Source organism: Sphingobacterium kitahiroshimense, from assembly GCF_025961315.1.
GTDB lineage: Bacteria > Bacteroidota > Bacteroidia > Sphingobacteriales > Sphingobacteriaceae > Sphingobacterium > Sphingobacterium anhuiense.
The window spans coordinates 3547079-3565262 of the sequence record NZ_JAOQNK010000001.1 but is presented as its reverse complement, the minus strand read 5'-3'; the positions used below and the strand labels follow the sequence as shown (position 1 = coordinate 3565262).

Below are 18184 nucleotides of genomic sequence, written 5' to 3'. Positions count from 1 at the left end.
ACCTAAATAATATCTGATATAAATCTCATAAAATATTTAATGAGATACCTATATGTGCATCAGATGTCCTTTAAAAAATATGAGTTAAGGTCTTTTTAATGTATAAAAAGAAAAAGCAATAGGTTAAAAGCTAACGCTTTTCTTTTTTTCTTCCTAAATTAGCATCATGACAAAGAAGAAACCAACCATCTTGGTTGTGAATGATGATGGCATTACAGCTCCAGGGATTAAAGTTTTAATTGAAGAAATGCAAAAAATTGGCCATGTGGTGGTCGTTGCTCCCGATAGCCCGCAATCGGGTATGGGACATGCCATTACGATCGGGCGACCTTTGCGTTTAGACCGTATTGATCTTTATGAAGGGGTTGAGATGTATAAATGTTCTGGAACTCCGGTAGATTGCGTCAAATTGGCCGTAAATAAGATCTTTAAGGGGCGTAAGCCTGATGTATGTGTCTCTGGTATTAATCATGGGCTCAATCATTCGATCAATGTTTTATATTCAGGAACGATGTCCGCTGCGGTTGAGGGAGCAATAGAAGGAATTCCGTCTATTGGATTTTCTTTAGATAATTTTGATTACGATGCAGATTTTTCTCATTGTAGATCCTACCTGGTATCAATCACCAAGCAGGTGTTGGCAAATGGTCTTCCAAAAGGTTCTTTGTTGAATGTTAATTTTCCTAAAGATGAAGCCAAAGGTATAAAGATCTGTCGTCAGGCAGGTGGACATTATGTTGAAGAGTTTGATGAGCGTGTCGATCCTAGAGATCGGGATTATTATTGGATGACTGGCAGGTTTGAGTTGGAAGATCGTGGAGAGGATACTGATTCATACGCATTAAGCAAAGGTTATGTTGCTATCGTACCCACACAGTTTGATATGACTGCCCATCATGTTATTCCTGAATTAAATTCTTGGGGATTCGATAGTTAATATGAAAAACAATTTAGGCATAGGGATTTTGTTGGGTGCCATTGCACCCATGATCGCTTATTTACTTTCTACCTATACAACGCTTTTTGAAAAAACGATATCGGAAAAGCCGATGTTAATTTATGCCATAGCGGTATTTATCAACTTATTGGTTATACGTTTTTTGTTTAAAGGAGAAAAAGGTGCCTTAGCAAAAGGAGTCTTGGTCGCTACATTTATAGCAACCATACTTTATATTCTTACACATAAATTATCCATATGAAATTGACATTGGGTTTTTCACCATGCCCGAATGATACGTTTATTTTTGATGCACTTATTCATCATAAAATAGATACAGAAGGACTAGAGTTTGACATTGTATATGAAGATGTCGAAACCTTGAATTTAAAAGCCTTTAAGGGAGACTTGGCCGTCACAAAATTAAGTTACCACGCTTTTGCTTATGCTGTTGAAGATTATGAGCTATTGGACGCCGGTAGTGCATTAGGTTTTGGAGTAGGACCCATGTTAATTACGAAAGATGAAGAGCTGGCTAAAGAGCTTCAAGAAATATTGTCATCCAAAACGGTATTAACGAAAGCACTAGCAGAATTACGGGTCGGTTATCCCGGGAAATATACGACAGCTAATTTTTTATTGGGTTTGGCATTTCCTGAATTGAAAAATAAAAAGGAACTTGTTTTTTCAGAAATTGAAGGTGCTTTGTTAGCCGGCGATATAGATTTAGGATTGATCATTCATGAAAACCGCTTTACTTATCAGGAAAAGGGCTTATTTAAAGTGGTTGATTTGGGCGATTATTGGGAAAAAACGACAAATTGTCCTATTCCTTTAGGTGGTATTGTTGTTAAAAGAAGTATTCCTCAAGATATTAAAGAAAAATTGAACCGCGTTTTGAGAGCGAGTGTCGAATATGCTTTTGCAAACCCGACATCAGGTCTCGAGTTTATCAAATCGCATGCTCAGGAGATGAGCATCGAGGTGATGTATAAACACATTGAACTTTATGTCAATAAGTACTCTGTAGAACTTGGAAAAGAGGGGCGTTCGGCGATTGAAATCATGTTTAAGAAGGCTCAGGATATGGGCTTTATCCCTAAAACGGAAAAGAATTTATTTTTGTCATAAAAAATAGTAAAAAATATAGATATAGTGTGTTAGATATGATATCTAATAACTAAATTTGCCCGATTAGTGTCAATTTGTCTGCAATTTTAGTTTGGAGTCATTATTGAATGAAAGTCATAAATTGAGATAGAAAAGAATATTATGTTAAAATTTTTAAGTAAATTATTTGGAAGTAAATCCGAGCGAGATATTAAGGCGGTCCAGCCAATTGTAGAAAAAATCAAATCGGAGTACGAACAACTTTCGCCGTTAAGTGATGATGAATTGCGTGGCAAAACCGCTGATTTCAAAAATAGAATAAAAGGATATTTAGCAGATATTGATAAAGAGATTTCTACTCTAAAGGCTGAAGCTGAAGATGATAATTTGGACATGTCACAAAAGACAGCGATATACGAAAGTGTAGATAAATTATCGAAAGACCGTGATAAAAAATTAGAAGAGGTTTTAATGGATATTTTACCAGAAGCATTTGCTGTGGTAAAAGAAACATCAAGACGTTTGGCAGAAAATAAACAATTAGTCGTTACTGCGACAGATTTTGATAGAGAACTTGCTGCGCAAAAGCAAAATGTGGTTATTGAAGGAAATCAGGCAACTTGGAAAAATGTATGGTTAGCTGCAGGAACTGAAGTAACTTGGAACATGGTGCATTATGATGTGCAATTAATTGGTGGTGTTGTTTTGCATCAGGGTAAAATTGCACAAATGGCAACTGGTGAGGGTAAAACATTAGTTGGAACCCTTCCTACTTATTTAAATGCATTAGCTGGTAATGGTGTGCATATTGTTACAGTGAATGATTATTTGGCACGTCGTGACTCGGAGTGGAATGCACCACTCTTTGAATTTCATGGATTGAGCGTAGATTGTATTGATAAACACCAACCAAACTCGCCGCAAAGACGTAAAGCTTATGCTTCAGATATTGTTTACGGTACGAATAATGAATTTGGTTTCGATTATTTGCGTGATAACATGACGCAGACACCCGATGCTTTGGTACAGGGTAAGTTACATTTTGCAATGGTGGATGAGGTCGATTCAGTTTTAATTGATGATGCGCGTACGCCATTGATTATTTCAGGTCCTATCCCACGTGGTGATCAACATGAGTTTTACCAATTAAAACCACGTATCGAACGTTTGGTAAATGCACAAAAAGCATATATCAATACGGTTTTGAATGAAGCTAAGAAAGCAGTTAAAGCTGGAGATATCGATCCAGAAAAAGGTGGTTTAGCATTATTTAGAGCTTATCGCGGTTTGCCGAAAAATAAAGCTTTGATCAAATACTTAAGTGAGGATAATCACCGTCAGATTTTGCAAAAAGTGGAAAACTACTATATGCAAGAGCAGAATAAAAATATGCCTAAAGCTGATGCTGAATTGTTTTTTGTAATTGATGAAAAAAATAATCAAGTAGAATTAACGGAAAAAGGTATTGAGCTTATTACTGCTTCGGGAGAAGATCCTTCATTCTTTATCTTGCCAGATGTAGGTTCTGAAATTGCGGATATCGAAAAAGCAGATATTCCTTTAGAGGAGAAAGCTGCTCGTAAAGAGGAGTTATTACGTGATTATTCTATCAAAGCAGAGCGTATTCATTCAATCAATCAATTATTGAAGGCATATACTTTATTTGAAAATGATGTTGAATATATTGTTGACGAAGGAAAAGTAAAAATAGTAGATGAGCAAACAGGACGTATCATGGATGGTCGCCGTTACTCTGATGGATTACACCAGGCAATCGAAGCAAAAGAAAATGTGAAAGTAGAAGATGCTACACAGACATATGCAACGATTACCTTACAAAATTACTTCCGTATGTACCACAAACTTGCGGGTATGACGGGTACAGCTTCTACTGAGGCTGGTGAGCTTTGGGAAATATATAAATTGGACGTTGTAGAAATTCCTACAAACCGCGTTGCTTTACGTGATGACCGTCAAGATTTTATTTACCGTACTGCTCGTGAAAAATATAATGCCGTTGCGGAAGAAATCCAAAAGTTAACTGAAGCGGGAAGACCTGTGTTGGTCGGTACAACTTCTGTTGAGATCTCTGAATTATTAAGCCGTATGCTTCAATTACGTAAGGTAAAGCATAATGTCTTAAATGCAAAATTACACCAAAAAGAGGCCGATATTGTTGCGGAAGCAGGTCAACCTGGACAGGTAACTATTGCGACAAACATGGCTGGTCGTGGTACGGATATTAAATTAACAGATGAGGTGAAAGCTGCAGGTGGTTTAGCGATCATCGGTACAGAACGTCACGAATCTCGTCGTGTTGACCGTCAGTTACGTGGTCGTGCTGGTCGACAAGGGGATCCGGGATCATCGCAGTTCTTTGTTTCTTTGGAAGACAACTTAATGCGTCTTTTCGCTTCTGAGCGTATCTCTAACATCATGGTTAAAATGGGTGTTGAAGAAGGTGAAGTGATGCAACATAGTATGTTGACAAAGTCAATCGAAAGAGCACAGCGTAAAGTAGAAGAAAACAACTTTGGTATTCGTAAGCGTTTATTGGAGTATGATGATGTGATGAACTCACAGCGTACAGTTATATACACAAAGCGTAAGAATGCATTGTTCGGAGAACGTTTAGACGTCGATTTGAACAATATGATTTTTGATGTTGTTGAAGAAATTGTTGTTGATGCTAAAGAAGGCGGTTCATATGAAGATTTTCAAATTGAAGTAATCCGTATATTTGCTGTAAATCCAGAGATTTCGGAAGAAGAATTCACAAGTCTAAAGATCGAAGCGTTAACAGATCGTTTGTTTGATCAGATAATCAATGCGTACCACACTAAATTAAATACGGTAGCGGCACATACGATGCCAGTATTGCAAAATGTATTTGAAGAGCGTGGTAATGTTGTCGAAAATGTTGTTATTCCTTTCTCCGATGGTCTTCGTGGCATTCAAGTTGCTACAAATTTGAAGAAAGCAATAGAAACAGAAGGAAGAGAAGTTTTCAAATCTTTTGAAAAAGGTATTGTTTTAGCATTAATTGATGAAGCTTGGAAAGAGCATTTACGTGAAATGGATGACTTAAAACAATCTGTTCAGAATGCTGTTTACGAACAAAAGGATCCGATCATTATCTATAAAATGGAAGCATTCAACTTATTTAAGTCGATGCTGGCGACCATGAATAAGGATATTGTAAGCTTTATCTTTAAAGGTGAGATCCCTGGACAAAATATGCAAAGTGTTCCAGAACGTTCTGTTCAAGCTGCTCCGGTACAGGTTAAAGCGACAAAAGCAGAGCTGGAATCTCCAATTGGAGTAAGTGCTGAGGATGTAGATACCCGTGATTTGGGCCCTACACAGCCTATCCGCAATGAAAATGCAATTGGCCGCAATGATGACTGTCCTTGTGGTTCTGGTAAGAAATACAAAAACTGTCACGGCGTTAATAGCTAGGCAGTGTTTTAAAAAAATATAATAATGCTTAAGAGAGGATTGATAGTTGTTTTTGCTTTAGTTGCTTTTACTTTTTCGAAAGTAAAGGCGCAACAAAATGAAAATGTAGTTGTCGTAAAAGATACATTAATTACGCTATTACAACACGTTAGGGCAAATATGGGTATCAATCCTGTCGAAAGCAAACCTGTTGCTGTACCAACTAAACCGACTGTAAGAAGCGCGGCTACGCGTACTACGGTTCGTGGTTTTAGGGTTCAGATATTTGCAGGCAGTGATCGTAACAGTGCTTTCTCAGAGCAGGCGCGATTTAGAAATATGTATAAAGATATTGATACCTATATTAATTACGATGAACCTAATTATAGGGTTAAAGTAGGAGATTTTAGGAGTCGATCTGAAGCAAATAATTTTATGAATTTGCTGCGTCAACAATTTAAGAACGTCTTCGTATTCTCTGAAAACGTTTTTGTTTACCAATAATCTTATTAAAATGGCAAGTATTAAAGATAAAGTTAATGCCTTAGCCCAACAGTTTTTTCAAGAAACAGTTCAAATGAGGAGACATCTTCATCAGCACCCTGAACTTTCTTTTGAAGAGTACAGTACTTCGGCATATGTCAAGTCTGTTTTGAATGCTATTGGAATTCCCTTTGAAGAAATGGCTGATACGGGTGTAGTTGCCTATTTAACGGGTGACATCGTTTCTGATGAAGTGATTGCTTTACGCGCTGATATGGACGCTTTGCCTATCCAAGAAGTGGAAGGCAGGACTTACGGTTCTCAAAATCCAGGTGTCATGCATGCCTGTGGACATGATGTGCATACCTCATCTTTGTTAGGTGTGGCCAAAATACTGCACGCATTGAAATCGGAATTTGGAGGAGTTGTAAAATTGATTTTCCAACCAGGAGAAGAACGTCTTCCGGGTGGAGCATCCCTCATGATTAAAGAAGGAGTTTTAGAAAATCCTATTCCTTCAGCCATTATAGGTCAACATGTTATGCCTTTTATTGAGGCAGGTAAAGTTGGCTTTAGAGAGGGGAAGTATATGGCTTCTTGTGATGAACTTTTTGTGACAGTAAAAGGTAAAGGAGGTCACGGTGCCCATCCGCATCAAAATATTGATCCAATTGTTATCACAGCGCATATCATAACGGCACTGCAACAGATTGCGAGCCGATTTGCCGACCCAAGAACCCCTACAGTTCTTTCTTTCGGAAAGATCATTGCAAATGGAGCTACAAACATCGTTCCTGACGAAGTTTATCTTGAAGGAACCTTTCGTACGTTTGATGAAGATTGGCGCGCTGAGGCTCATGAAAAGATGGTTAAAATGGCAACAGGTATTGCAGAGAGTATGGGTGCGGTTTGTGATTTTGATGTACGTAAAGGATACCCGTTCCTAATTAACAATCCTGAACTGACAAAAGCAGCAAGAGGTTATGCTGAAGAATATCTCGGTAAAGAAAATGTTTTAGATTTAGATCTTTGGCCTGCGGCAGAAGATTTTTCCTATTACTCGCAGGAAGTAAATGCCTGCTTCTACCGTTTAGGGACAGGAAATAAGTCGAAGGGTATCCAGTCTGCTGTTCATACGTCATCTTTTGATATTGATGAGGATGCATTACAATTGAGCATTGGTCTTATGGCTTATATGACATTAAGACGTTTAGGTCAGTAAAGTCTATGTCGTCACATCATATTGTTCGAGAAAGGCAAGAGCCGGCACTACTGATAACGGATATTTATAGTATTGACAAAGAGTTGGTTGGACAGCTTTTAGAATGGTCTCCAACGATCGTTACGGATGTCAACTCTTATGAAGCTGTTACTTCTCAGGCCTATAAGGTAGATATCATCTTCACTCCGGGGCTCATGGATTTCCCGCAGGAGCATGTAAAGGCTGTTATTTATGAAAAAAATTTTATAGCCAGTGCTTTGAGTTATCTTATTGAGGAGGGGTACAAAGCTGTAAATATATTAGGATCTGGATTTGATCAGACAGTATTGGAATATTTTGCACCAATGATTGATATTGTATGGTTGCATCACGAAACGAGAACTATCTTTGTTCAATCGGGATTTGAGAAATGGATGCCTGCTGGGGATGAGCTTTTTATAGGGTCTGTACTGAATGACTTGGAGACAAGTGGTTTGCAAGCGATTGGAGAAAATCACTTTAGAACAATTCAAGATGGTTTTTTTAGGTTAGAATTTTCATCACCAAAATATTGTTTATTGACAGAAAAATTATGAGCGCAGTAATTATTAAATCCGCAGGAAAAGATGAAGCGGCATTTATTAGTAAAATTGGACAGCAAAGTTATAATGAAACTTATCCTGCTATTCTAACGCAAGAACAAATTGATTTTATGTTGAATAAAAATTACACTGTTGATGCTATTCAGGCTTTAATGGACAGTGGTCAAGATTTTTATTTACTGTATGAAGGTGCTGTACCCAAAGGATTTGTTGCTGTTCAAAATAAGGAACAATCGATTTTGAGAATAGAAAAACTTTATCTGTTAGCTGAAGATAAGGGAAAAGGTTATGGAACGAAGTTCTTAAATTTTGTAGCTGATCTGGCTAAATCAAGAGATTTAAAGCTTTTAGAGCTAAATGTAAATCGGGGTAATCCGGCTTATCATTTTTATTTAAAGCAGAGTTTTGTTGTAACGGAAGTTGTTGACATCCCTTATTATGGTTATATTTTGGATGATTATGTTATGCAAAAAGACCTCACGCTTTAACGGTTTATTTTCGTAATTAAGTAGTATATTTGATATAAATAGTAATCATCATGAAAGAAGTAACAGTAGAAGAGCTTAAATCAAAAATTGATAATGGCGAAGATTTTCAATTAATTGATGTTCGTGAATCATTTGAATATGAGGTTTCTAATTTAGGAGGATTGAATATTCCTTTATCTGGAATCTTAATTGAAGTAGATAAAATCGCTAAAGATAAACCTGTCGTGGTACAATGCCGTTCAGGAAAACGTTCTGCGCAAGCAGTAATGATGTTAGAGCAACAAGGTTTTGATAATTTAGCAAATTTAAAAGGCGGAATCCTTGCTTGGAAAGAGGAGATCGATCCTGAGATTGATGTTTATTAATATACATCCATCAAGGTTATACTTTTCATATCGATAATCAATAACCGAATAGGTTTACAATAAACAATCGTATTTAATGAAAAACTTAGAGTATCAGACTAAACAAGCTTTTTTGTTTAGTCTTGCTTTTTATTGCATTTCAATAATATCAAAATTCTTTTATTTTGAAATTTTTCCTATTCTCTTTAGTATATCTTTGTTACTCTCTTTAATCTGGGTCGTATTGGTACTGAGAGAAATCATTTTTTCTGGTCGAATTTCAAATACAGAGCGGATGCTCTTGGCTTTATTTATTATATTTTTCAATATAGTAGCGGGTCTATTTTATTTCTTCAAATTTAGGGAGAAGGTAATTGCTAAAAAGTAATCTTATGACAAAAAATTTTATTTTAAATATTCTAATCAACTTACTGATAGTAGGTGCAGTTTATTATGGCTATAAGTCTTATGAAGCAGGAAACATTTTAGTCTGTGGTATTTCGATCGCGCTATTGGTCGTCTTTATTTTCTTTAAACGTGTACTTATTAAGAAAGTTAGGATTGATTTAAAGAAAGAGGAAGAGCGAAGAAGATTAGAAAAGAACAAGCAATAAAAAGGGGGGCTAATTTTTCAATTGCCCCCTTTTTATTATTACTTAACAAATGGTGGTTTTACCACTTTTGCTTTTATACTTTGGTTACGGATACTGATGAAGATTTCAGTGCCTTCTTTAGCGAAAGCATTATCTACATAGCCTAAACCGATTGATTTTTTCAATGTTGGAGATTGTGTTCCTGAAGTTACACGACCAATTTTGTTTCCTTCAGCATCTACGATTTCGTAATCATGACGTGCAATACCACGGTCAATCATTTCAAATCCTACTAGTTTTTTCTTGATACCAGCTTCTTTTTCCGCTTTTAGATTCGCCGAGTTAACAAATTCCTTCGTGAATTTTGTTACCCATCCTAAACCGCCTTCTAAAGGAGAAGTTGTATCATCAATATCATTGCCATATAAGCAGAAGCCCATTTCTAAACGAAGCGTATCACGCGCGCCTAAACCGATTGGTTTAATACCGTAAGCTGCTCCAGCTTCAAATATAGCATCCCAAACTTTTTGAGCATCTTCGTTAGCAACATAGATTTCAAAACCACCAGCACCAGTATAACCTGTAGCTGATACCAGCACATTTTCTACTCCAGCAAAGGTACCTTTAGCAAAAGAGTAGTATTCCATAGATGCTAGTTCAATATCTGTCAAAGATTGTAAAGCATCAGCTGCTTTAGGCCCTTGTACCGCAAATAGTGAAGTTTCGTCCGAAATATTTTTCATATCAACTCCAAAACTATTGTATTTGGAAATCCAGTTCCAATCCTTCTCTATATTAGAAGCATTGACAACTAAGAAATATGTGTTTTCGTCGATGCGGTAAGTTAAAAAGTCATCTACTATCCCCCCAGTTTCATTTGGAAGATAACCATACTGTATTTTACCATCATATAATTTAGATGCGTCATTTGAAGACACCATCTGAATAAGGTCTAGCGCTTTTTCTCCTTTTAGAATGAATTCGCCCATGTGACTAACGTCAAACACACCTACACCTGTACGAACAGTTTCGTGTTCATCATTGATGCCCGAATATTGAACAGGCATATTGAAACCTGCAAAAGGTACCATTTTCGCTCCTAAAGCGATATGCGTATCCGTAAGGGCAGTATTTTTGATCATAATACGATAAGTTTTATTTATTTACAAATTTACAAAATAAACATGGATTTTAGCCTAAAGATTAGCATTTATGCAATCGATTTACTGATCGATTGTCAAAGAATAAATCGTGGTTTCCATTTTATCATCATCTTTATCTTCGCAAAGAAAAAAAGTGATCTGATCTTCTGATTGCTCTTTTAAGGTAATGCCTTCAAATTTGTGCTTTCCCGGAATACGGATAGTTTCAATACTTTGAGAATTTTTACGATTAAATTTTCCAAGTATTGTGCCCGCAATTTCCCCATCTAAATAAGTTGAGTTTGATGCTTCGGCCGCAGCAATGAAATAAACGAAGTCACCAACCAGAATGGCATCGGTAAAACCTGCTTGTACTTGATCTATGAGCGGTAATTTGATCGCATCAAAACTGGATTTTTCAGTGTTGAACTTGTTGATTTTGAAGATTCCGTTTTGAGCTTTTTGACCATTACCTCTATTGAATAACCAAATCTCATCTTCCGTATGAATAACACCTTCAATATTAAAATTGTCCTGATCGACTAGAAATTTCTGCTGTAAGCGATGATATATTTTGGAAAAATCTTCGGTTAGAACCTCTTTTTGGTAGGTAATGCGAAGGTTACGGTTTGGCGTTGATCCTGAACCATAAATATAATATTTATCCTGATCGAAAGTTATGGATTCAAAATCTGGTTTTCTAGCTTTCGCTATATTCTCTAGATCTGATGTGTTTTTGTCAAGTTGAATTCTTGTTAGAAGTCGGTCATTTAGTCCAAAGTCGTACAAGTATTGACTGTTATCAGCGATTAGAAAAAGGTGATTATTTTGATGTACTAACCCTGACGCGGCACTGATACCGGTGATGGTTAGAAAAAAATCCAGTATGATATTCTTCATATTGAGTTCTCCATGTTTAAGATCTCGAGGACACGTTTAAATTCCGGTTGTAGTCCTGCGTTGATGATGATATTATTTTGTGTTTTGGGATGCTTAAATGTTATTTCAGAGGCATGCAACATCATGGTGTCCATTTCAAAATGCTCTTTCCAAAACTTGTTTTGTTTATTACAACCATGAGGGCGATCACCTATAATCGGGTGGAAGATGTGTGCGAAGTGCTTTCTTAACTGATGCATCCTTCCTGTTGTAGGATTTGCTTCAACTAAGCTATAACGAGATGTTGGAAATTTTCCTGAAGGAAAAGGAAGTTCTGTATGAGCGATTGTTTTGAAATCGGTTTGTGCTTCCTGTATTACCCCGTTATCTTTTTTCAGGGGATAGTCAATGTGCATCTCTTCGGGCGCATGGCCACGTAATATCGCTAGATATTTTTTATCGACCTGTTGGTTCTGAAATAACTGCTGCAATTCCTTATCCATATCCTTATTTAAAGAGAATAAGAGGATTCCAGCTGTTTTTCGATCAAGGCGATGTGAAGGGTATACCGTTTGATTAATTTGATCACGCAAGAGCTGAAGGGCAAATTCGGAAGCATCGCGCGCGATAGATGAACGGTGTACAAGTAAACCATGTGGTTTATTAATCGCAATGATATTTTCGTCTTGATATAATATTTCTAACATGTTGGATTAATTGTTCTTTATAGCATCGATTATTTCGGTCGCTTTTTCGTCAATCTTAGGGCTTAACCATATTTTTCCAAAAGCACCGACACCTATGGGGTTCTCCTTACCTTGCCATTTAATTTTTGTTAATGAAAAAAGATAGAAGTTTTCAACGAGAACGTTTTTCGAAACAAAATCTTCGACTGCATTATTTCCGAATAACTGCATGCCGATATCAAATAAGCTCTGTTCTTTTTTACCTAATTGATTTTTTAATAAATATTCGGCTTTTTCCTTCACAACAAGTTCATGTTGTTCCTTTTTCGGATTTGTCCATATTGCTGCAATAACAATGAAAATGATTACTAAAGCAAAAATTCTTTTTTTATTCATTTTTAAGAAATTGTGTATACAAAAATAGCGTTTATACATCCATATAAACGCTATTTTATGATTTTATATACATTCGGTTAAAAAAGTAATTGCCAAACCCATTCTCCGGCAATCCATAAAAGATAGATGGTGCCGACAAAAAAGAGGACAATGATCGATAGAATACCCAGTAGTAACCAAATCGCAGAACCTTGATGTTTGTTTTCGTAGTAATGCTCTTTCATCAATTTGATATTCTTGGTATTTGCCTTGTTAAAGAAATCAAATACATTTCCAAAAAGTGGAATTGCTCCTAAAATTGCATCAATTGAAATATTAATCAGCATTTTGACGACTAATTTAGAGCTCGCTCCATTTCTCCACATGACCATTACCAAAACGAATGACGTTCCAAAGCTGGCAATTGTTCCTGCAAAAGGAACAAAATTAAGAAGTGGATCAAGACCAAAGCGGAATCCAGCTATCTGGAAATTATTATCCATCAGCCAGGAGAGTCTTTCAACCCAACCGAAATCATGATCTCTTCTTTTTTCTTTGTCAGCTAAAGATAAATCTCTTTTCATTATAATATTTCAAAGGATGCATTTACCTCACTTGTAATTTTGATCGGTTTAATATCCAAGTCCAGATCATCAGCTACATCTGCAGCTTCCATGTTACTTGATTTGAATGAAGCCATGGCACGTGGTGAATTGAAATAAATCATTTGTGGACTTTCAGACAATAGAATTGCTTTTCCAACTTTTTGACCAGCAGCTTCAGCTAAAATTTTCGCATTTTCCATCGCATCTTTAACCGCTTTAACTTTTAATGTTTTTTCAAGTTCTTTCTTTTTTGAATAATCAAGTTCGCTGATTGCTGTATTCTGTATTCCGGCAGCATCAACACCATCGAACAAATCATTTAATTTATTCAATTGCGTTACTTTAATACGGTATTGACGAGAAAGTAAGATTTCAGTTTCTTTTTTCTTCTTTGTAGCATAGTTCGTACTGTAGATGTTTTGAATTGTAAAATCCTTTTTTTCAACCCCTACATTTGTTGCTGCTTGAAATAATTGCTTTTCAAGAGTTTCGATTGAAACCTTTTTCTTTGTGTTTCCGTCTTGATAAAATTCCTTTAAAGTAACGTTTATATAAATAATATCGGGTGTTACTTCTTCTTCCGCTCTTCCGATGGTTGTTACCATATCTTTATTTGTCATTTGTTGTGCTTGTAAAGTGTGTACAGATGCAAATAGCATTATTCCTAACAATAAATTTTTCATACTTTTTCTATTTTAATACTTGTTTTCAAAAATCGAACCATTGTTTGTTTCTATTGATGTAGACGCAGTTTGAGCCAAGTAGTTTAATGGAAAAAAAATTAAAAAGATAAAGGATTTTAATTTTTTTTAAATATCTTTAAGAAATTTAATACAATAAAACAATGCAAGAAGGAGTAGTAAAATTCTTTAATGAAACCAAAGGTTTCGGTTTCATCATTCCAAATTCAGGCGAGAGCGAAATCTTCGTTCACGTTTCTGGTTTAGTAGACAAAATTCGTGAAAATGACAACGTTTCTTACGAAGTAGAACAAGGTCGTAAAGGTCTTAATGCGGTAAATGTAAAAGTTATCTAATCAGATTTTAAGATATATTTATTGTAGAAAAGCCCGATTTCAGAACGAAATCGGGCTTTTTTATACACTTCTAATTATGAAATTTAATGAGTTTCGGGAGCCTTTTTATATTGTATGGAATCTAATTTCCATTTGTATGCTTCTTTTTTTAGTAGTACTGTTTGTTTTAGATAGTTCTTTATTACTTGTAGCTGCGCCGATTTGTCCATCAAAGCTAAAAGGGACGGAATGTATGCTATGTGGTATGACAAGGGCATTTTTAAAAATTAAAGAAGGAGATTTCTCACTGGCTCATCAGTTTAATCGTGGAAGCATAATTTTGTTTTCATTGATTATCGTAAATTCTATTATCTTTATAAGTGAAAAAATTATAAACCATAAGAAACTATGAGAATAGCAGGATTACTATTGGGTATTCTATCCTTAATCGGGATGTTAGTGGCATTTATCCCTTGTTTAGGTTGGTTAAACTGGCTTAATATTCCTTTTGCTGTAGTAGGTTTGATCGTTAGTTTGATTGCTTACAATGATGTCAATGTGCAACCAAATAATCAGCCAAAGACTGGCATTATTTTATGTGTCATTGCAATTGTACTTGGTGGGTTTCGTTTGGCTGTTGGTGGCGGTATTTTTTAAGATACCATAATCAAGATATTAAATACAGCTGATAAAGATTGATCTAAGTAATTGATTTAATTTTTATCAGCTGCTGTATTTATTTACGAATTATGAGAAGCGAAGGGGTCATTATTACCTCTGTCAGAAGGAGGGGGCGGAGGAATATGTCCGAAAGGATTCTGGTCTGCAAATGGGTTATCATTTTCGTCAGCTTTTGGATCTTCACCATATTCGTTAGGACCTTTATCTCCTTCTAAAAAGAAAAGATATATTAAATAAAAGTTGACGAATGGTATTAGACACAATAGGATCATCCATCCCGACTTATTAATATCATGAAGACGTCTAACTGCTACTGCTATACTTGGTATTATTAGCGCAAGAGAAACAATAATACTCAGGTAGTAAAAAACATTAGCTATGTAAGCAAGAATTCCAAGAATACAGGAGATGATAAAGTTAAATAACGCGAACATCCAGTATTCTTTTCTGCGGGCTCGACCATCGAAATTTGCATAGTTGTCGCGAACGACTTTCAGAAACCATTCCATAATGTTAAGTTTTAATTAGGTTTTTTTATTAAAGTATATCTAAAAGTAAGGAAATAAATTTCAATTAGATCATTTAATGAAAGATTTCTTCTAAGATATAGAGCGATTTTATTTCTCTGAAATTCGTGAGATGTAGTCTGTAGTAGTCGATTATTTTTTCTAAGAGTATCTGACGGTCTTTAGTACTCATTTTGATATCTTCGGAGGAGTTGAATTCTGTTGCCATCAATTTTCTAAAAAGCGTGGTGTGAGGTTCCTGTAATACATAGGGATGTTCGGGAAGCTGATTGGAGAAAGTGGCAGATTCCAAATTGAAATAGGGATAGTTTTTCGAAGCTTCAACAGGGTAAAAACCCAGAAAACGACTTAAGTTAATAAGAAATACCAAATGAAAATTTGCAAGATTTGTTTCAGAGTTATCAAGCCATAGTATCGCTTGATACAAATATTCGAATAGAAATGGATCTCCAGATTGCTCCCTTAAGATTTTATAGAGCACTTCATTGAGAAATATTGCTAATGAGCTTTTGACAATATCGTAAGGTATACTTTTTAAAGGAGGTACCTGCCTTGCTTCATTTATGCGATGCAGGGAATTGTTATCTTTAAAGGTTACAACCATATCTAAAGGATGTAAGGCCTGTAAGAACCCCGATCTAATTTTAGCTTTGGGTTTGCGGGCGCCATTCACAAGGTATGATTGCAAGCCAAAGTGTTCCGTATAAATTTGAGATACGACGCTACTTTCAGAATAATTGGTGGTTTTTAATACAATACCTCTAGTTTTATGAAGCATATTTATTTATCTTTTTTCTCTTTTCGCATTTCTATCAATGCATTTCTATCAATCTTGCGTATCAGGCGATAAATAATACGAAGAAACCCGACTCCAAAAGAAATTACCCCTAAAATCATAATAGGTTTATACCAATTATTTTGTAATTTCATTAGATAATAACTGACCAGGATGAGTATAATAGCAAGTATGATTTCTAATAGTCCTCTGCGTAAATATTTATTCATGATGTTTACAAGTGTGAATTGTTGAAAACTATTTTCTATGTTTAAGCAAATATAATATAATTAAATACATTATTTTTGCCTTTACCAAGGCCTGGATATTTATTTTTTTAAAAATAAATCCTTAAAATTGTTGCATTTAACAAAATAAATATAGATATTTGCACACTCTTTGCGAAAAGATATATTTAAATTAAGACAACAAAATAACATAATATCATGTCAAGAATTTGTGATTTAACAGGCAAAACAGCAATGAATGGATATAATGTATCTAATTCTAACGCTAAAACAAAACGTAAATTTTACCCAAATTTGCAAACAAAACGTTTCTTCATTCCAGAAGAAGATAGTTGGATTACATTAAAAGTTTCGACTTCGGCGATTAAAACTATCAACAAAATCGGTATCACTAATGCTATCGGTAAGTTCATAAAAAAAGGATCAATTTAATTGATTTTTCGCCTGTTGCATAAAATATCATTCATGAATTTCAATCCTAGCATTTTATAGGATTCAAAATAAAGTAAAACAATGGCTAAAAAAGGAAATAGAGTACAAGTTATCTTAGAATGTACTGAACACAAAGAAAGTGGTCTTCCGGGAATGTCTCGTTACATCACTACTAAGAACAAGAAAAATACAACTGAGCGTTTAGAATTGAAAAAATTCAACCCAGTATTGAGAAAAGTTACTGTTCACAAAGAAATTAAGTAATTCACATCTTAGTTGCTGTGTAAGCACTAAGTTAAAATATTAATACCATGGCAAAGAAATCTGTTGCATCGTTACAAAAAGGTGGCGGTAAAGAATATACAAAGGTTATTATTACTACTAAATCGACTAAAACGGGAGCTTATACTTTCAAAGAGGCGATGATTCACAATGATAAAGTAAAAGATACTTTAGCAGAGGCTGCAAAAAATAACTAGTAATTTTCCTTTTTTAAAGTTTTTCTTTAAAAAGAATTCAAAAAAATAGCCGTTTTGGTATACACCGAAAGGGCTTTTTTTGTTGGTTTCAAATATCTATCTTTGGCAATCGGTATTTTATACTGGTCGGAAGATAAATAATAATGAATTCATAAGCGGAACATATATCAATGGGATTATTCGATTTTTTCAAGAAGAAACAAGAAACTCCTGAAGCCCAAGAAGCTTTAGATAAAAGTTTGGAAAAGACTAAAGAGGGTTTCTTTTCTAAAATTACAAAAGCAGTTGTTGGTAAATCAACTATCGATGATGATGTTTTAGATAATTTGGAAGAAATATTGGTGACCTCGGATGTGGGTGTGACAACAACACTGAAAATTGTTGACCGTATTCAGGCGCGTGTTGCACGTGATAAATATGTTTCAACCTCAGAGTTAAATACGTTATTGAAGGAAGAGATTCAGGAATTATTAGCGGAAAACAACAGTTCTGATTTTGAAAACTTTGAGTACGGTAATCACAAACCATATGTTATCATGGTGGTCGGTGTAAACGGAGTTGGAAAAACAACAACAATTGGAAAACTGGCACATCAGTTGAAAGCAGCTGGCAATAAAGTTGTTTTGGGTGCTGCTGATACTTTTCGTGCTGCTGCCGTAGAACAAATCAAGCTTTGGGGTGAACGTGTAGGTGTTCGTGTTGTTGCACAGGCGATGGGATCTGACCCTGCTTCTGTTGCTTATGATGCAGTCCAATCGGCCTTATCTAACGGTGATGATGTCTGTATTATTGATACAGCAGGTCGTCTTCATAACAAGGTTGGCTTGATGAATGAGTTGGGGAAAATAAAAAATGTCATGCAAAAGGTTATTCCTGGTGCTCCACATGAAATTCTATTGGTTCTTGATGCCTCTACAGGACAAAATGCCATAGAACAATGTACTCAATTTACACAAGCAACTGATGTCAATGCCTTAGCATTGACTAAACTGGATGGTACCGCAAAGGGTGGGGTAGTTATCGGTATATCTGATCAATTTAAAATACCTGTAAAATATATTGGTGTCGGTGAGAAAATCGGCGATTTACAGTTATTCAACAAAAAAGAGTTTGTGGATTCGCTGTTCAAGTAATCCACATCCAT

The 18184-nt window shown here is 35.5% G+C and carries 26 protein-coding genes; 17 read left to right on the top strand and 9 right to left on the bottom strand.

What is annotated here, in order from left to right; translation table 11 throughout:
• Window positions 1-166: 166 nt before the first annotated feature.
• From surE to M2265_RS15725, 10 genes are all read left to right on the top strand, one after another.
• Window positions 167-937, top strand: a complete 771-nt coding sequence (gene surE / locus M2265_RS15770; protein ID WP_021189178.1) for a 5'/3'-nucleotidase SurE — start codon at window positions 167-169, stop codon at window positions 935-937.
• A gap of 1 nt (window position 938) precedes the next feature.
• Window positions 939-1199: a hypothetical protein gene (locus M2265_RS15765; protein WP_132771731.1), complete on the top strand. Its 261-nt coding sequence runs from the start codon at window positions 939-941 to the stop codon at window positions 1197-1199.
• Entirely contained in the window at window positions 1196-2068 is an 873-nt protein-coding gene (locus tag M2265_RS15760; protein ID WP_132771730.1) for a menaquinone biosynthesis family protein, read from the top strand. The genes M2265_RS15765 and M2265_RS15760 overlap by 4 nt, the downstream gene beginning before the upstream one ends.
• 141 nt (window positions 2069-2209) lie before the next feature.
• Window positions 2210-5506: a preprotein translocase subunit SecA gene (secA, locus tag M2265_RS15755; protein ID WP_132771729.1), complete on the top strand. Its 3297-nt coding sequence runs from the start codon at window positions 2210-2212 to the stop codon at window positions 5504-5506.
• 24 nt (window positions 5507-5530) lie between these two features.
• Complete coding sequence (locus tag M2265_RS15750; protein WP_021189175.1) at window positions 5531-5989, top strand: SPOR domain-containing protein; 459 nt, start codon at window positions 5531-5533, stop codon at window positions 5987-5989.
• A gap of 10 nt (window positions 5990-5999) precedes the next feature.
• A complete protein-coding gene (locus M2265_RS15745; RefSeq protein ID WP_132771728.1) occupies window positions 6000-7190 on the top strand; it encodes a M20 metallopeptidase family protein in 1191 nt (396 codons plus the stop codon).
• 5 nt (window positions 7191-7195) lie between these two features.
• Entirely contained in the window at window positions 7196-7765 is a 570-nt protein-coding gene (locus tag M2265_RS15740; RefSeq protein WP_132771727.1) for a thiamine diphosphokinase, read from the top strand.
• Window positions 7762-8259, top strand: a complete 498-nt coding sequence (locus M2265_RS15735) for a GNAT family N-acetyltransferase (protein WP_021189172.1) — start codon at window positions 7762-7764, stop codon at window positions 8257-8259. Before M2265_RS15740 ends, M2265_RS15735 begins: the two co-directional genes overlap by 4 nt.
• Window positions 8260-8309: 50 nt before the next feature.
• Window positions 8310-8624 (top strand): rhodanese-like domain-containing protein, encoded by a 315-nt coding sequence (locus tag M2265_RS15730; protein ID WP_021189171.1) that lies wholly within the window; start codon window positions 8310-8312, stop codon window positions 8622-8624.
• A 371-nt stretch (window positions 8625-8995) separates the two neighbouring features.
• Window positions 8996-9217, top strand: a complete 222-nt coding sequence (locus tag M2265_RS15725; protein ID WP_132771725.1) for a DUF6358 family protein — start codon at window positions 8996-8998, stop codon at window positions 9215-9217.
• A 38-nt stretch (window positions 9218-9255) separates the two neighbouring features.
• Here the strand turns inward: M2265_RS15725 and gcvT are convergent, their stop codons facing one another.
• The 6 genes from gcvT to M2265_RS15695 all read right to left on the bottom strand — a co-directional run bounded on the left by gcvT (window position 9256) and on the right by M2265_RS15695 (window position 13566).
• A complete protein-coding gene (gcvT, locus tag M2265_RS15720) occupies window positions 9256-10335 on the bottom strand; it encodes a glycine cleavage system aminomethyltransferase GcvT (protein ID WP_183918386.1) in 1080 nt (359 codons plus the stop codon).
• 84 nt (window positions 10336-10419) lie between these two features.
• Entirely contained in the window at window positions 10420-11238 is an 819-nt protein-coding gene (locus M2265_RS15715) for a DUF6929 family protein (RefSeq protein WP_132771723.1), read from the bottom strand.
• Window positions 11235-11924, bottom strand: a complete 690-nt coding sequence (locus M2265_RS15710) for a pseudouridine synthase (protein ID WP_132771722.1) — start codon at window positions 11922-11924, stop codon at window positions 11235-11237. Before M2265_RS15710 ends, M2265_RS15715 begins: the two co-directional genes overlap by 4 nt.
• Before the next feature lie 6 nt (window positions 11925-11930).
• Window positions 11931-12299, bottom strand: coding sequence for a DUF4359 domain-containing protein (locus tag M2265_RS15705; protein WP_021189168.1), 369 nt, complete (start codon window positions 12297-12299; stop codon window positions 11931-11933).
• Between the two features lie 77 nt (window positions 12300-12376).
• A complete protein-coding gene (locus M2265_RS15700; protein ID WP_021189167.1) occupies window positions 12377-12862 on the bottom strand; it encodes a DUF4112 domain-containing protein in 486 nt (161 codons plus the stop codon).
• Complete coding sequence (locus tag M2265_RS15695) at window positions 12862-13566, bottom strand: SIMPL domain-containing protein (protein ID WP_021189166.1); 705 nt, start codon at window positions 13564-13566, stop codon at window positions 12862-12864. The genes M2265_RS15700 and M2265_RS15695 overlap by 1 nt, the downstream gene beginning before the upstream one ends.
• 161 nt (window positions 13567-13727) lie before the next feature.
• Between M2265_RS15695 and M2265_RS15690 the strand changes: the two genes are divergently transcribed.
• The 3 genes from M2265_RS15690 (at window position 13728) to M2265_RS15685 (ending at window position 14555) form a co-directional block, all read left to right on the top strand.
• Window positions 13728-13919 carry a cold-shock protein gene (locus M2265_RS15690; RefSeq protein WP_038695072.1) on the top strand — a complete coding sequence of 64 codons (192 nt, stop codon included), beginning with the start codon at window positions 13728-13730 and terminating at the stop codon, window positions 13917-13919.
• A gap of 76 nt (window positions 13920-13995) precedes the next feature.
• Complete coding sequence (locus M2265_RS27020) at window positions 13996-14310, top strand: DUF2752 domain-containing protein (protein WP_132771721.1); 315 nt, start codon at window positions 13996-13998, stop codon at window positions 14308-14310.
• A complete protein-coding gene (locus M2265_RS15685; RefSeq protein ID WP_132771720.1) occupies window positions 14307-14555 on the top strand; it encodes a hypothetical protein in 249 nt (82 codons plus the stop codon). The genes M2265_RS27020 and M2265_RS15685 overlap by 4 nt, the downstream gene beginning before the upstream one ends.
• A gap of 83 nt (window positions 14556-14638) precedes the next feature.
• Here the strand turns inward: M2265_RS15685 and M2265_RS15680 are convergent, their stop codons facing one another.
• From M2265_RS15680 to M2265_RS15670, 3 genes are all read right to left on the bottom strand, one after another.
• Window positions 14639-15088 carry a DUF805 domain-containing protein gene (locus M2265_RS15680; protein WP_132771719.1) on the bottom strand — a complete coding sequence of 150 codons (450 nt, stop codon included), beginning with the start codon at window positions 15086-15088 and terminating at the stop codon, window positions 14639-14641.
• Between the two features lie 73 nt (window positions 15089-15161).
• Complete coding sequence (recO, locus tag M2265_RS15675) at window positions 15162-15884, bottom strand: DNA repair protein RecO (RefSeq protein ID WP_021189162.1); 723 nt, start codon at window positions 15882-15884, stop codon at window positions 15162-15164.
• Window positions 15885-15886: 2 nt separating this feature from the next.
• Window positions 15887-16111, bottom strand: a complete 225-nt coding sequence (locus tag M2265_RS15670; protein ID WP_021189161.1) for a hypothetical protein — start codon at window positions 16109-16111, stop codon at window positions 15887-15889.
• A gap of 216 nt (window positions 16112-16327) precedes the next feature.
• On the opposite strand from M2265_RS15670, the gene rpmB reads away from it, so the two are divergent.
• The 4 genes from rpmB to ftsY all read left to right on the top strand — a co-directional run bounded on the left by rpmB (window position 16328) and on the right by ftsY (window position 18173).
• Window positions 16328-16561: a 50S ribosomal protein L28 gene (gene rpmB / locus M2265_RS15665; protein WP_132771718.1), complete on the top strand. Its 234-nt coding sequence runs from the start codon at window positions 16328-16330 to the stop codon at window positions 16559-16561.
• An 81-nt stretch (window positions 16562-16642) separates the two neighbouring features.
• Window positions 16643-16825: a 50S ribosomal protein L33 gene (gene rpmG / locus M2265_RS15660; protein WP_002998409.1), complete on the top strand. Its 183-nt coding sequence runs from the start codon at window positions 16643-16645 to the stop codon at window positions 16823-16825.
• A 47-nt stretch (window positions 16826-16872) separates the two neighbouring features.
• The gene (locus tag M2265_RS15655) at window positions 16873-17040 is read left to right on the top strand and encodes a DUF4295 domain-containing protein (protein WP_021189159.1); all 168 of its coding nucleotides are present in this window, start codon (window positions 16873-16875) and stop codon (window positions 17038-17040) included.
• Between the two features lie 170 nt (window positions 17041-17210).
• Complete coding sequence (gene ftsY / locus M2265_RS15650; RefSeq protein WP_021189158.1) at window positions 17211-18173, top strand: signal recognition particle-docking protein FtsY; 963 nt, start codon at window positions 17211-17213, stop codon at window positions 18171-18173.
• Window positions 18174-18184: the final 11 nt, after the last annotated feature.

Excerpts from the sequence above, each read along its gene's own strand:
- surE (WP_021189178.1), top strand. The coding sequence starts at position 167 with ATGACAAAGAAGAAACCAACCATCTTGGTTGTGAATGATGATGGCATT.
- M2265_RS15765 (WP_132771731.1), top strand. The coding sequence starts at position 939 with ATGAAAAACAATTTAGGCATAGGGATTTTGTTGGGTGCCATTGCACCC.
- M2265_RS15760 (WP_132771730.1), top strand. The coding sequence starts at position 1,196 with ATGAAATTGACATTGGGTTTTTCACCATGCCCGAATGATACGTTTATT.
- secA (WP_132771729.1), top strand. The coding sequence starts at position 2,210 with ATGTTAAAATTTTTAAGTAAATTATTTGGAAGTAAATCCGAGCGAGAT.
- M2265_RS15750 (WP_021189175.1), top strand. The coding sequence starts at position 5,531 with ATGCTTAAGAGAGGATTGATAGTTGTTTTTGCTTTAGTTGCTTTTACT.
- M2265_RS15745 (WP_132771728.1), top strand. The coding sequence starts at position 6,000 with ATGGCAAGTATTAAAGATAAAGTTAATGCCTTAGCCCAACAGTTTTTT.
- M2265_RS15740 (WP_132771727.1), top strand. The coding sequence starts at position 7,196 with ATGTCGTCACATCATATTGTTCGAGAAAGGCAAGAGCCGGCACTACTG.
- M2265_RS15735 (WP_021189172.1), top strand. The coding sequence starts at position 7,762 with ATGAGCGCAGTAATTATTAAATCCGCAGGAAAAGATGAAGCGGCATTT.
- M2265_RS15730 (WP_021189171.1), top strand. The coding sequence starts at position 8,310 with ATGAAAGAAGTAACAGTAGAAGAGCTTAAATCAAAAATTGATAATGGC.
- M2265_RS15725 (WP_132771725.1), top strand. The coding sequence starts at position 8,996 with ATGACAAAAAATTTTATTTTAAATATTCTAATCAACTTACTGATAGTA.
- M2265_RS15715 (WP_132771723.1), bottom strand. The coding sequence starts at position 11,238 with ATGAAGAATATCATACTGGATTTTTTTCTAACCATCACCGGTATCAGT.
- M2265_RS15710 (WP_132771722.1), bottom strand. The coding sequence starts at position 11,924 with ATGTTAGAAATATTATATCAAGACGAAAATATCATTGCGATTAATAAA.
- M2265_RS15705 (WP_021189168.1), bottom strand. The coding sequence starts at position 12,299 with ATGAATAAAAAAAGAATTTTTGCTTTAGTAATCATTTTCATTGTTATT.
- M2265_RS15700 (WP_021189167.1), bottom strand. The coding sequence starts at position 12,862 with ATGAAAAGAGATTTATCTTTAGCTGACAAAGAAAAAAGAAGAGATCAT.
- M2265_RS15695 (WP_021189166.1), bottom strand. The coding sequence starts at position 13,566 with ATGAAAAATTTATTGTTAGGAATAATGCTATTTGCATCTGTACACACT.
- M2265_RS15690 (WP_038695072.1), top strand. The coding sequence starts at position 13,728 with ATGCAAGAAGGAGTAGTAAAATTCTTTAATGAAACCAAAGGTTTCGGT.
- M2265_RS27020 (WP_132771721.1), top strand. The coding sequence starts at position 13,996 with ATGAAATTTAATGAGTTTCGGGAGCCTTTTTATATTGTATGGAATCTA.
- M2265_RS15685 (WP_132771720.1), top strand. The coding sequence starts at position 14,307 with ATGAGAATAGCAGGATTACTATTGGGTATTCTATCCTTAATCGGGATG.
- M2265_RS15680 (WP_132771719.1), bottom strand. The coding sequence starts at position 15,088 with ATGGAATGGTTTCTGAAAGTCGTTCGCGACAACTATGCAAATTTCGAT.
- recO (WP_021189162.1), bottom strand. The coding sequence starts at position 15,884 with ATGCTTCATAAAACTAGAGGTATTGTATTAAAAACCACCAATTATTCT.
- M2265_RS15670 (WP_021189161.1), bottom strand. The coding sequence starts at position 16,111 with ATGAATAAATATTTACGCAGAGGACTATTAGAAATCATACTTGCTATT.
- rpmB (WP_132771718.1), top strand. The coding sequence starts at position 16,328 with ATGTCAAGAATTTGTGATTTAACAGGCAAAACAGCAATGAATGGATAT.
- rpmG (WP_002998409.1), top strand. The coding sequence starts at position 16,643 with ATGGCTAAAAAAGGAAATAGAGTACAAGTTATCTTAGAATGTACTGAA.
- M2265_RS15655 (WP_021189159.1), top strand. The coding sequence starts at position 16,873 with ATGGCAAAGAAATCTGTTGCATCGTTACAAAAAGGTGGCGGTAAAGAA.
- ftsY (WP_021189158.1), top strand. The coding sequence starts at position 17,211 with ATGGGATTATTCGATTTTTTCAAGAAGAAACAAGAAACTCCTGAAGCC.